The 13390-nt window shown below is 35.3% G+C and carries 13 protein-coding genes; all 13 read right to left on the reverse strand.

Annotation, left to right across the window (positions count from 1 at the left end; genetic code table 11):
* Nucleotides 1-15: 15 nt before the first annotated feature.
* Entirely contained in the window at nt 16-1278 is a 1263-nt protein-coding gene (locus HHU08_RS14755) for a tetratricopeptide repeat protein (RefSeq protein WP_016203048.1), read from the reverse strand.
* Nucleotides 1279-1301: 23 nt separating this feature from the next.
* Nucleotides 1302-2201, reverse strand: coding sequence for a hypothetical protein (locus HHU08_RS14760; protein WP_016203047.1), 900 nt, complete (start codon nt 2199-2201; stop codon nt 1302-1304).
* 135 nt (nt 2202-2336) lie between these two features.
* The gene (gene aroA, locus HHU08_RS14765) at nt 2337-3626 is read right to left on the reverse strand and encodes a 3-phosphoshikimate 1-carboxyvinyltransferase (protein ID WP_016203046.1); all 1290 of its coding nucleotides are present in this window, start codon (nt 3624-3626) and stop codon (nt 2337-2339) included.
* Between the two features lie 16 nt (nt 3627-3642).
* On the reverse strand, nt 3643-4746 hold the full coding sequence (locus HHU08_RS14770) for a prephenate dehydrogenase (RefSeq protein ID WP_016203045.1): 1104 nt from the start codon (nt 4744-4746) through the stop codon (nt 3643-3645).
* 26 nt (nt 4747-4772) lie between these two features.
* Nucleotides 4773-5876 carry a histidinol-phosphate transaminase gene (gene hisC / locus HHU08_RS14775; protein WP_101730956.1) on the reverse strand — a complete coding sequence of 368 codons (1104 nt, stop codon included), beginning with the start codon at nt 5874-5876 and terminating at the stop codon, nt 4773-4775.
* A 20-nt stretch (nt 5877-5896) separates the two neighbouring features.
* Complete coding sequence (gene aroH, locus HHU08_RS14780) at nt 5897-6262, reverse strand: chorismate mutase (RefSeq protein ID WP_016203043.1); 366 nt, start codon at nt 6260-6262, stop codon at nt 5897-5899.
* A complete protein-coding gene (aroB, locus tag HHU08_RS14785) occupies nt 6263-7345 on the reverse strand; it encodes a 3-dehydroquinate synthase (protein ID WP_169188774.1) in 1083 nt (360 codons plus the stop codon).
* Nucleotides 7345-8517, reverse strand: coding sequence for a chorismate synthase (gene aroC / locus HHU08_RS14790; RefSeq protein ID WP_016203041.1), 1173 nt, complete (start codon nt 8515-8517; stop codon nt 7345-7347). Before aroC ends, aroB begins: the two co-directional genes overlap by 1 nt.
* Nucleotides 8518-8856: 339 nt before the next feature.
* Nucleotides 8857-9630 (reverse strand): CheR family methyltransferase, encoded by a 774-nt coding sequence (locus HHU08_RS14795; protein WP_016203040.1) that lies wholly within the window; start codon nt 9628-9630, stop codon nt 8857-8859.
* A 211-nt stretch (nt 9631-9841) separates the two neighbouring features.
* A complete protein-coding gene (gene ndk, locus HHU08_RS14800; protein ID WP_016203039.1) occupies nt 9842-10288 on the reverse strand; it encodes a nucleoside-diphosphate kinase in 447 nt (148 codons plus the stop codon).
* 137 nt (nt 10289-10425) lie between these two features.
* The gene (hepT, locus tag HHU08_RS14805) at nt 10426-11388 is read right to left on the reverse strand and encodes a heptaprenyl diphosphate synthase component II (RefSeq protein ID WP_016203038.1); all 963 of its coding nucleotides are present in this window, start codon (nt 11386-11388) and stop codon (nt 10426-10428) included.
* 232 nt (nt 11389-11620) lie between these two features.
* Entirely contained in the window at nt 11621-12322 is a 702-nt protein-coding gene (locus HHU08_RS14810) for a demethylmenaquinone methyltransferase (RefSeq protein ID WP_169188775.1), read from the reverse strand.
* 4 nt (nt 12323-12326) lie between these two features.
* Complete coding sequence (locus HHU08_RS14815; RefSeq protein WP_016203035.1) at nt 12327-13118, reverse strand: heptaprenyl diphosphate synthase component 1; 792 nt, start codon at nt 13116-13118, stop codon at nt 12327-12329.
* Between the last annotated feature and the right edge of the window lie 272 nt (nt 13119-13390).

The following is a 13390-nucleotide window of genomic DNA, read 5'->3' on the forward strand; positions in this document are numbered from 1 at the left end:
TTTTCATCCAAACACTTATTCGTTATCCATAAGGCGTTGCAATATTTCAATATACTCCTCATTACTTGGATCTGTTTGTAAAAGCATATTAAAAATTTCGGCAGCATCCCTTCTTTTTCCTTCTTCTAAAAGAAAATATCCATAATCATATAGAAAATCTGGAAGTTCTTTAAAGAAAGTATATGCTAATTGATATTTGTTTAATGCCTCTGAATATTTTTCAATTCCATGAAATGCTTTGGCAGCATCCCAATGTAGCTGTGGCTCTTCTATTTCGAGCTTATCCATCATCTCAATTAGCTCTAGAACATCTTCAAATCGATCTTGTGTTAAAAATAACTTATTCAACAAAAGAACTGCTTCTGTAAATTCAGGATCAATCGCAAGCGCTTCTCTAAATTGTTCCTCCGCTTTTTGTTCGTCCCCAAGTTTTAAAGCTAATTTACCACCATATAGGTATAAATCTTTATTAAACTCATCTTGCTTTATCCCTTCGACTACCGTATTATACGCATCATCAAGCATTTCTTCATGTTCATACGCACGAGCCAAATATAGATATAAAGAATGGTAAGAGGGATCCAAACCTTTTACCTCTTCAAAGCGATTAATAGCAATCGTATATAAACCAGCTTGCGAAGCTGTCAAAGCCAGATTAAAAAGTGTATTTATCTCGATTTTTTCTTCTAATGCTTTTTCATAATAAGAAATAGCATCCTCAAATGCTCCTCCAGCACTTAGATTATCCGCGATTCTTCCATTGATATTTACTCCAGCGATATTTTCCTCTGTAGGTAATACCTTTTGATAGGACTTAATTGCGTCGGTAATTTTCCCTTGTTCGGCATATAATTCCCCTAACGCAAAATCAATAATCACTTCATCTGGCAGGATTTTTTTTGCTTCTTTCAATTTCTGTTCACTGACCTCATACAGCCCATCCATTTGATAAAGATCTGCAAGCAATAGCAATGCTTGAGGGAAAGAAGGATCATTCGGGTTGATTTGTTCTAAATAAGAAATTGCTATTTCCTCATTCCCTAGTTCCATTTCCGCTTCTGCAACTAAGACAAGCAATTCTCCTTCTTCGGGATAACCTTCCAGTAAAACTAAAAAGAGATCTTTTGCTTCTTCCAAAAATCCTAGCTGAAATAGTTCCTCTCCTAGCACAAATCTTTCTTCATTATTACCCGATTTCAATACATCTTGATAATATTTCAACGCTTTCTCTTGTTGTCCGTCTTCTAATAAAGCGATAATTTCATTAACTCTTTCCATATGATATCCTCTCTAATCTCCTTCTATATTGTCAGGAAGGAAGGTACTTTTACTTCAAGTAATTCACCATAGCCGGGACGGTAAAATACTTTATCCCCTGCTCGAATACATTTTCCTTTGTGAATAGTCATTTGTATTCTATCATAATGATAATGAAACAAATCATTTTCTTCAATATTTATGATTGAATCGTCGAAAGCAAATAAATTATATGTTACTTCTCCACCTTGATAAATATTTCCTTTAAATGGATATATCCCCATTTTTACTAAATCAGGATAGGCAATTGCTATCCCTTCTTTTATTTCATGGGGAATAGATGGTATTTTAACATCTCTCATTAATCTTGACCATATATTTTGAGCCATTTTCTTTTCTTGCTCATCTTCCATTAAAAAAATCGGAACTAATGGTGCATTATAAGGGAATAGCGCCTCTTTAATCCAGCCCCATGGAACTTGATACAATGCCTTTACTTCCTCAATTTCTATAAATAAGACGGGAAGTTTTTCTCTTTTGCAAGCGCGGACAAAACTAGGTGACAATAATTTCAAAGGAATTTTTACTCCTGTTACATAATCAATTGCACAATTTAGTAGTTGATTCTTCATTTTCTTTAATTGTATGGGCAATTCCCTTTCTCTTTTTACTTCTAAATAAAAAAGAAAGGTTGTACATCCTTTTTTGATTAAATTCTCTTCTATATAATTTCTTTGTTGAGAAGTAGAAGTAATTTGCTTCACTTGATTTTCTAAAATAACTGTAGTGGGAGTCATTATATAAGGATTTCCATCCATTCGCATGTATTGGTAGGAGTGGAATTTTTCTTTCAACAATTCAATTCGATTTTCCTCGATAAGGATTGAAGTCTTTTTTACCCTTTGCCGCTTTAATAAATGTATATCTTCAATAATATATTGCATCCCAAATCACCACCTAGTCTTTTAGACAAGCTATGATTTAGAGTTAGCAAATATTCCACAAATCAAGATTTTCTGATTTTCTGTAGAAGCAAAAAATCGTCGATAAACATAAAGTTCATCGACGATTTTTTATCTTTAAACAGCTAAGTTATTAAGATGCAAAAAGAAAGAGGGATAGGATACTGCAATCGCATTCGCATTTTCAAGGATAAGTTCTCCTTCGCAAATCTGTGAAGCAATTGCAAGCATCATGCCAATACGATGGTCACCATGAGAGTCTACTTTCGCTCCAGTGAGCTTCTTTCCTCCCTTGATGATCATTCCGTCATCTGTTGCTTGTATATCTGCACCTAATTTTTTTAGCTCTGACACTACTGTATCAATCCTATTTGTTTCCTTTACCTTTAATTCATGGGCATCTTTTATTATCGTTACACCATCTGCTTGTGTTGCCAACAAAGCAATAATCGGGATTTCATCGATTAATTTCGGAATGATGTTTCCTCCAATCGTAGTTCCCTTCAAATCACTTGTTGATACTGTAATGGTTGCTGTAGGTTCAAAAATATCAGCATCATTTTTTTGAAATTCCATGGTTGCTCCCATGTTTTGAAGAACTTCCAATATTCCTGTTCTCGTCGGATTTAGGCCAACATTTTTCAACGTAATATAGCTGTTAGGAACAATACAACCAGCCACTAGGAAGAATGCCGCTGAAGAGATATCCCCAGGAACATGAATGTCCGTTCCGGTAAGCTTCTGACCACCTGTTACATAAATTTCATTTCCTTGTCTGCTAATCTCTCCACCGAATCGCTCTATCATTCTTTCGGTATGATCCCTTGTAGCGACTGGCTCAATTACTTTTGTAACACCATCTGCATTTAGACCAGCAAATAGAATAGCGGATTTTACTTGGGCACTTGCTACTGGCAAACGATAAGTTATACTTTGTAAGTCGCCCCCGCGAACAGATAAAGGAGTATACTTACCATCTTCTCTTCCATCAATTTTCGCACCCATTTCTCTTAATGGAGTAACCACTCTTGTCATTGGACGCTTACCAATCGAAGAATCACCGATTAATGTACTATGAAAGTGCAAACCTGATAATATTCCCGCTAATAACCTGATAGTTGTACCAGAATTCCCAACATCTAAAATTTCTTTTGGTTCTTGTAGTCCTTCTGTACCTTTTCCGTGGATAACTACTTCTTCTTCATTCTGTTCTATTAATACTCCTAATTTTCGAAAACAAGAGATAGTGCTTAAGCAATCGTCCCCTAAAAGGAAATTGGTAACCCTCGTCTTCCCCTTTGCTATCGATCCAAACATAATGGAACGATGAGAAATTGATTTATCACCTGGTACTGTAATTTCTCCTTTTAATCCGTAAGTATTTTGTTTAAGTGTTATTAAATTCAATTGATTCACCTTCGTTCTATCCAATCGTAGTATCATAATTTGAATAAGAAGCAATACACTTTTGTGCTCTTACTCTATCTTCCTCTGTCTGAAAACTAATAACCAAGATTCCAAAAATCTCTTCCCGAGTTTCCATTATTCGAATATTAGTTATACTTATATTTTCTTTTGCTAAATAACCAGTAATTTCAGATATTACCCCTGGATAATCGGGTACATCAACAAATAAATCATAAAACGCCGGTATCGCACCCTTTTGATCTTGAGGCAAGCCATCCCTTACCTTTTTAGCTCTAGCGAAATAGTCATATAATTCCTCTGCTTGTTCCTTTTCAATAAATGAGAGGACTTTATCCATTTCCTTTTTCCAGTCATTCATTAACTCCATTAATACGTTTTTGTTATGTATTAATATGTCTCGCCACATAGAAGGACTGCTAGAGGCAATTCTAGTTATGTCTCTGAATCCACCAGCAGCTAATCTTGTTACCAGTTTATGTTGTTCACTAATATGATCTGCCTGGTGAACTAAAGATGCCGCAACTATATGAGGCATATGACTGATTGCACCTGCTAATAAATCATGCTCTTCTGGAGAAATAACAAGAAATTTTGCATTCGTTCCTTGTAACCATTTCAGCAAGTGTTGAACATGCTGATCATTAACTCTTTCAGGAGGAGTTAATAAATAAAATGCATTTTCAAAAAGTATCACTTTTGAAGCAGACACTCCACTTTTATGAGATCCCGCCATCGGATGTCCTCCTATAAAGGTTATGCCTTTATCTAATAGCACTTGCGATTTTTTCGTTATAACAGACTTGGTGCTCCCAACATCTGTTATTAATACATTTTGTTTTAACTCCATTTTAGAAAGAGTTTCCATGATTTTTTCTGTTTCTTTAACTGGTGTAGAAAGAATAATGAGATCAGCCGATTTTGCTCCTTCTTCAATTGTTGTTGAGCGTTCATCAATAACACCTAGCATGCTCGCTAATTTCAAATTATCCTGTGAAATATCGTAACCAGTGATGATGCTTTCTGGGTGTTCTTTTTTTATGCATAAAGCTAACGATCCACCTATAAGTCCTAAACCTATTATGAAGACGCGACCGTTCATTCTAGCACCGCCTTCTATTCGCATTATTATTTCGCTACTTTCTTTTCAGTAAGAAATTGCGTCATAACTTTAATCAATCCTTCATTCTCTTCTTTTGATCCGACTGTAATACGAACAGAAGTAGGGAATTTCAAAGGAACTCCAGAACGTACGATAAATCCTTTACTCATTAAATAATGGAATACTTCATCGCCGTCTATTTTAAAATCAACTAAAACAAAGTTTGTTTGTGATGGGTAGTAGGATAAGTTATTTTCCTCACAAAAACGATATAATTGCTCTAATCCTTCTCTATTTTTCTGTCTACAACTTTCCACAAACTCCTGATCCTTTAATGCTTCTTCTGTTGCGATTTGACCTAATGTATTGACATTAAACGGTTCTCTAATCGGATCTAACGTGTTTAATAGTGTAGCATTCGCAACACCATATCCTACACGGAAGCTCGCAAGACCATATATTTTTGAAAATGTTCGTAACACGATAAGATTACTAAACTGTCTAGTTAGAGAAATAGAATCATAATAATCGCCTGCAACTACATACTCGTAATATGCTTCATCCAGCACAACAAGAATGTCTTCTGGAACCTTTTCTAGAAAAGTGAGTAATTCCTTTTCAGGAATATATGTGCCAGTTGGATTATTCGGACTGCATAGCCAAACAACACTTGTATTATCATCAATTGCTGCAAGCATAGCAGGCAAATCATGTTCCGCTTTTTCTGTAAGTGGAACTTCTCTGACTTCTGCCCCATCAACAATTGCATTATGCTTATACTGGCCGAACGTATGGCAAGCCATTACCGTATTTAAACCTGGTCTTAGTAAAGCTCTAGATATCATTAAAATGATTTCATCTGAACCATTTCCTAGTATTAATTCTTCTGGTGTAACCTTTAAGAAATCAGCTAGCGCATAACGAAGGTTTGTAGCATATCCATCCGGATATAAAGCATAAGAACCATCGACTTTTTTTAAGGCGTCTAATACTTTGGGAGAGCTTCCAAATGGATTCTCATTAGACGCAAGTTTTACAATATGTTCTAAATTAAATTGTTTTTTCACTTCTTCTATCGTTCTACCTGGTTGATAAGCTTTTAAACCTAAAAGCTGCTGTTTCCATTTCATTTTTTTCACCCCGAGTAGTTTTATTGTTTTGTTAAATCTGGTCTTAATTGAATAGCCTTTTCTAAATAAGTATGCTGGATTTCATCTTGACGAAGCTCAGTGTTCCAATGCATCATAATACGAATGCACTTTTCTAACGCCTGCGGAACAGCTATTTCCTTCATGCACATTACTGGAACGTAGGTCCAATCTTCTTGCATTCGAATAACTTTAGCTGGAAAAGCAGCATTTATATCATCTGTTACCGATAAGAATACTGATGCTACATCAACTGCTTTTATCTTATTTGCCTTAATCATCTCTTTAAAAAGGCTTTCTGTAGCTGATAATATTTCTGCTTCGATATTATTTTCAACCGTTATAGCTCCCCTAACTCCTCTAATCATCTACTTCCCACCTTTGAATAACGCTAATTCTTTTCTTATTTCCTCTTCATTCATCTCTACTAGAACAGGAATTCCTAATTCTTTCAAAAGGACAAAACGGATCGTTCCATTTACCGATTTTTTATCCTGTCTCATTCGATCAATCAAACGGTCTATTTCTAAATTTTCTGGAATATCATAGGCATATCCAAGCTGTTTAAGCCACTTTATGAATTCCTCAATAGAAAATACTAAGTCGCATTTCTGTTTGCTTAATCTTAACGCAAAAATCATTCCTATAACAATTGCTTCCCCGTGCGTAAATTTCCCATAACCCATCTCAGCTTCAATTGCATGACCTAACGTATGACCAAAATTCAAAAAGGCACGTACATTTGCTTCTCTTTCATCCTTTTCTACAATTGCCCGTTTAACAAGAATTCCTTTTTCCAGAATCGCTGACCAATAACCTACATTTACTTTTGATAAATCACTTATCTGACTTTGCAATTCATGATAAAACGCTACATCACTTATTAATGCGTGCTTGATTACCTCTCCAAACCCTGAACGCAGCTCTTGAAGTGGTAGCGTAGTTAGAAAAGTTGTATCATAGATAACTGCTTCTGGCTGATTAAAAACACCAATCATATTTTTTCCAAGAGGATGATTAATAGCGACTTTCCCCCCAACCGCACTATCATGAGCTAAAATAGTTGTAGGTATCTGAATGAAAGGAATTCCTCTCATAAAGGACGCAGCTACATAACCAGCTAAATCACCAACCGCACCCCCACCCAATGCTAGCACTAATGATTTACGGTCTAAATGTTGTTCGAGCATATAAGTCAAACAAGCATAAAAAACGTCAAAAGTTTTCGCCTTTTCTCCTGCTGGTACTGTATATGTAATAACAGGAAAAGAGGAAAGTTTATTTTCTACTGTCTTCAAATGCAGCTTTTCTACCGATTCATCTGTAATAATCAAGATTTTTGTTGCGTCAGCAAAATTCTTTTGTATAAAAAAAGTTAGCTGATTAATAACATGTTCCCCAATCCATACATCGTATTGTTTTGACGCTGTTTGAATAGAAACAGTGTGCATTAGAATTCCCTCGCATGTCTATTGTGCTCAGCAATATTAGCTACAAGTCCTTCGAAACGATCAGAATAAAACTGATCAACAATGGCTGAAGCAAGCTCCCAAGCAACAGCGTGCTCTGCTACTACTGACGCAGCTGGAACCGCGCAACTATCACTTCGTTCAATACTTGCTGTAAATTCTTCTTTTGTATCGATATCAACACTCTTTAACGGTTTGTACAAGGTCGGAATCGGCTTCATTACTCCTCTTACAACTAGCGGCATTCCATTAGTCATTCCACCTTCTAAACCACCTAAACGGTTCGTTCTACGTGAATAACCGGTTTCTTTATCCCAGATAATTTCATCATGGACTTCACTTCCAGGCATTCTCGCAGCTTCAAAACCAATGCCAATCTCTACTCCTTTAAATGCATTAATACTCATTATGGCAGCGGCAAGCTTTGCATCTAGCTTACGATCATAATGAACATAGCTGCCAACACCAATCGGCATGCCTTCCACAATCACTTCGACAACTCCGCCAATCGAATCGCCATTCGCTTTTGCCTCATCAATCGCCTTCATCATTTCCAGTCCCGCTTCTTCATCTAAACAGCGAACTGGAGAATTTTCTGTGATTTCCTTAAGCTTTTCAATCGATTCATAATCTGCAACTTTTGATTTTATACCACCAATTTCCACTACATGAGAAGCAACTTTAATCCCTAACAAAGCAAGTAATTTCTTCGCTACCGCTCCTGCTGCCACACGAACTGTCGTTTCACGTGCTGACGAACGCTCTAACACGTTTCTCATATCACGATGACCATATTTAATGGCCCCGTTTAGATCGGCATGCCCAGGTCTTGGACGGCTAATCTTTCTTTTTATATCATTTGCTTCTGCATCATCAAGCGGATCCTGCCCCATAATTTTGGTCCAATGCTTCCAATCATTATTTTCTACGATTAGAGAAACAGGTGAACCTAATGTATAGCCATGTCTAATACCACCGCCAATTTCAACAGTATCTGTTTCAATTTGCATTCTTCTTCCTCTGCCATGCCCCTTTTGCCTTCTAGCTAGTTCCTCATTTATATCTTCTGCTAATAAAGGCATTCCAGCAGGAAGTCCTTCTATAATCGTAATTAATTTGGGACCATGCGACTCCCCAGATGTTAAGTATCTCATAAATAAATCCTTTCTCCCTTCAACGCTTTAAAGTGATTATGTTCCAATATAACATACCAATCCTGTTATGAATAGAGAAAATCTAAAAATCTTTGCAAAATATTAGAATATCGTTTTCCTATCACATAAGAAAAAAACACTGATTCAAACAATGGCAAAACAACGACAAAATGACATCATTGTTTTGCCATTATTTTCCTCACTCTTAACGAGCAGCTAACCAGTCAGCTAACTGCCGAAAATCGATGAAGCGAGACTGGAACTTTCCCGTAAAGATTCGATAAGTGCAACTAACCATCCGGGGAGGATGAAGAAAAAAACTCCATGGATGGAAATTTTTTATATTTTTCGATAGAAAAAAGTATCCGCTGTTTCTAATCCATATTTGGCAGGTGTAAAAATCTGTTCCGTACTACCGACAAAGAATATCCCACCAGGTCTTAATGCTTGGGCAAATTTATGATAAAGCTGATCTTTCGCTTCCTCTGTAAAATAGATCAGAACATTCCTGCAAACAATTAAGTCAAATGGTCCACCAAACGAATCAGATAATAAATTTTGCTGCTTAAACATAACATTTTTTTTCACTTCTTCTTTAACTTTGTACATTGTACCTTCTTTTTCAAAACACTTATCCTTTTGAGCAATTGGCACTTCATTCAATGCTCGTTCTAAATAAACACCCTTTTTCGCTCTTTCTAGTGCGTTAATATCAATATCTGTCGCAAGAATTTGGAAGTCCCTTGCCTTCATTTCATTCATTAAGAGCATGGATAAAGTATACGGCTCTTCTCCTGTTGAGCAAGCTGCACTCCAAACCTTTAGCTGTGATTTTGATTGGAGGAGATCGGGCAATATTTTTTTCTCCAATACCTCCCAGCGTTTAAAGTTTCGATAAAACTCGGAGACATTGATTGTCATTCGATCTAATAACTCGTCTAACAAATTTTTATCTGTATGTATTGCCTTAAAATACTCTGCAAAGGAAGTAAAGCCTCTTTTTTCATAAAGAGAGGTTAACCTTCTTTTCATTTGAGCTTCTTTATATAAAGATAAATCTATTCCTGATATTCGATAGAAATTCTTTATAAAATCTTGAAAATCCTTCTCCATGTAAATTCCTCTCAACCATCATAATATCTACTTCTTTTTTAGTATATACGATTTTCCCGCAAAAGGGCCAAATTTTATTCCGATAATTCATATAATTACTAGAAAAGCCCATCAGCCCTTGGGAGACAAGAAAAGCGCAGGGACCCGGTTAGTGGCGTGTGTAGTGAAATAAAATAGCTGCCCTGCATAGGACAGCTATCGTAAGCTAATATTAGTAAATCCAACTATCTAATAATTTGTTATACTCTACTATCTCTTCTTCTCGAAAGAAAAGGGAAATTTCTCTTTGCGCACTTTCTCTTCCATCTGATCCATGGATAATATTTTTATGTTTTACTACGCCAAAATCTCCTCGAATGGTTCCTGGTAAAGCTTCTAAAGGATCGGTTTTGCCCATCATTAGTCTTGATTTTGCAATTACTCCCTCTCCTTGCCAAACCATAGCAAAAACAGGACCAGAAGTGATAAAATCTACTAATTCTGTAAAAAAAGGCTTTTCCTTATGCTCTGCATAATGTTGTTCAGCTATATTTTCAGAAACATGGATAAACTTTGCGCCAACAAGCTGAAAACCTTTTTCTTCGAATCGGGTTACTATTTTTCCTATTAGATTTCTTTGTACCCCATCTGGCTTTACCATTAGAAATGTTCTTTCCATAAGCTCACTCCTACCATATGTATTAGACTAGTAAACATGGTCATTCATGAAAAACTTAACATAAAAATCCAAATTTTGCAAAAGGTTTTTCAAACGCTTTCATATAGGATGATTACTTTGGGAAATTCCCATTTCTTCTAAAATTTGCGTTTTCCTAAATACTTTGCAATATTAGTAAGTGCTGATTTTGCTTTTCCGCTTGGTAAATCACGAATGGTATGCAACGCTTTGTTTAAATACATATCACTAACCTGTAAAGATCGATCAATAGCATCTGTACTTTTAATACTATCAATAATGTCCATTAATTCGTTCTTAGGCATCGTTTCGTGAACAGTTATCACTTTTTGCCTAACCTGCTCATATTCCATCGCAAACAAAACAGGTAAGGTAATATTGCCTTGAAGTAAATCTCCTCCAGCAGGTTTCCCTAATTCTTGTTCCGTCCCGACAAAATCAAGCACATCATCAATGATTTGATAGGACATTCCCACATAGTAGCCAAATTGATATAACTTTTGCTGATACTTTTCCTCTACATCAGAGACTATTGCACCAACTAAAGAGCTTGCTGATATTAATAGAGCCGTTTTCCGTTTTATTCTCCGAAAATAATCTCTGATATTCTGATCAAATCGATATTTGTCTTTAATTTGCTGTATTTCTCCGATACATACTTCCACTATTGTATTAGCAAGGACTCGGTGAGCAGCAGGCTTATCTATCTCACTCATTATTTCCATTGACCTGGCAAAAATATAATCCCCTGTATACATGGCAACTTTATTATCCCATTTTGCTTTAATCGTAGGTTGTCCTCTTCTTAAATCCGAATCATCTATAACATCATCATGAACTAAAGAAGCCATGTGAATTAATTCTAAAGAAATTGCTGCTTTCTCTATTTTTTGAATATCATAGTTCCCAAATTGTCCAGCAAGCAATACGAATATCGGTCGAATTCTTTTTCCGCCCGCTTGCAATAAATGCAAGGAAGATTCATGTAATATGGAAGAGTTTGCCTGTACTGTTTCTTCCAATGCTCGCTCAATTTTTTCTATATCCGAATTCAAAAATGAGTACATCATTTTTAATTTCACCAACTACTCACCCAACTTGTATCGATATTTTGAAATAATTATGTATTGTTTCACATTATAAAATGCTTAAGTAAAAATAATCTGTCTCAAATGGTTTAGGATTATTAACATGTAGTCTAAATACATGATGATAAGTTTACTGAAATACTCAACATTTGTGTTGTAAGATTTCACGATTAGACACTATAAGTGCACACGTATTTAGACTGTTTAAATCCTAATTCTGACTCGTTTACTTATAACCTAAATGAACTGCAGCAACTCCGCCGAAATACGGTTTATAAGTCACTTTATGTAGACCAGCCTCTTTAAACATAGTAGCAAGTTCTTTCATTCCTGGAAAATCACGTGCAGATTCTTGGAGCCAAGAATATTCTTTATAACTTTTCGCAAATAATTTACCAAAAAGAGGCATGATATATCGAAAATATACATAATATCCTTGTTTAAAAATCGGCATTGTTGGCTGAGATGTTTCCAAACATACTACCATCCCTCCTGGTTTTACTACTCTTCTCATTTCTTTTAAAACAGTTAAATAGTTAGGAACATTTCGTAAGCCAAAGCCAATTGTCACGAAATCAAAATGATTGTCAGGAAAGGGTAATTCCATTGCATTACCATGAAGAAGTTCTATATTTTGATAATCAGCTGTTTTTTCTTTCCCAATACTCAACATATTTTCACTAAAATCAAGCCCAATCACTTTACCAGAAGGCCCAACCTGATCGGCTAGACTAATTGTCCAATCAGCTGTTCCACAGCATACATCCAGACATGCTGCTCCTTTTGGTACATTCATTTTTTTCATTGTGTCTTTTCGCCACAATTTATGTTGTTGAAAACTAATAACAGAATTCATTTTATCGTAATTACCATAAATCTTTTCAAATACATTATGTACCTTTTCTTCTTTAGATTGCTGCTCTTGCATTTTATTACCCTTCCTCTACGTACAATTGTTGTTTGTTTATTACTTTCAATAATTGATAGACATTTTCTCTCAACTCTGCTTGTAAATCAGGAAGATTTTCTAGCAACTCTTCTAAGCGAAAACTTGTCTCTTTTATATGTTTATCTAACACCGCTACTTTATTACTATTTATAGGTAATAATTTCTTATTCTCATACTCACAAAAAGCATCGACTACTATTGAACTATTTGTATGATTGTATTCCTCTTTTTCTTTTCGGATTCGAGAAAGAAATAAAAATTCTCTGACGAATAATTTCCATCCATCTAATTGATAATAGTCGACAAGTTTTTGGATTAACGCTCCCTCAATAGTTTTCAGACTTTCTTTTAGCTGCTCGATTGAGTTTGCATTCTGGTGATAAAAGAATATTTTATTCTCGTTAACCTCTTTAATTCCTTCCGCTAGGAATTTTAGCATTCTAAAGTCTTCGATTTCGGCTAATATTTTATAATATTGCCCACTATATAAATCCCCTGCTAATACAGTTAGCTGTCTATTTCTTTCGTTCCCTTTATGCATCTTTTCATTTGTAATAAGCTCATGGGTATCAAGGGCAATCTGAATAAGTGTAATTGTTGTTGCATATGTAATAATGTCTTGTTTTTTTATCTTTACCTGTAACAGAACAGATATTGTTAGTAGAAGCTTATGTTCATCTAAAATTGGATTTGGTATATGCTTTTGCAAATAATGATTCGAGGTTTTTTCAACCACTCTTCTTTTTACACTTTCTAATAATTCTTGAATAGCCATAACATCACCCTTGTTCCCATTTATTCCTGATTATCGTTTCATACTCGTTTATGGAAAATAAATATCCTCACTTTTGCTTTATAGCTTAATAAGTATAAAGCTGTTTATTGCTACGCACAGAAGTAAAAAGCCAAAGCCATCTTCATTAGACTTAACTTAAAGTTCCGTGCAACAACTTTACGTAAAAGTTCATTTGAATTTCTATCATATATTTTAAATATTATATCACAACAGAAAGTAAAGGGATACAATAGCCACTTGGGAGATTGAGT

This window comes from Niallia alba, from assembly GCF_012933555.1.
GTDB classification, from domain to species: Bacteria; Bacillota; Bacilli; order Bacillales; family Cytobacillaceae; genus Niallia; species Niallia alba.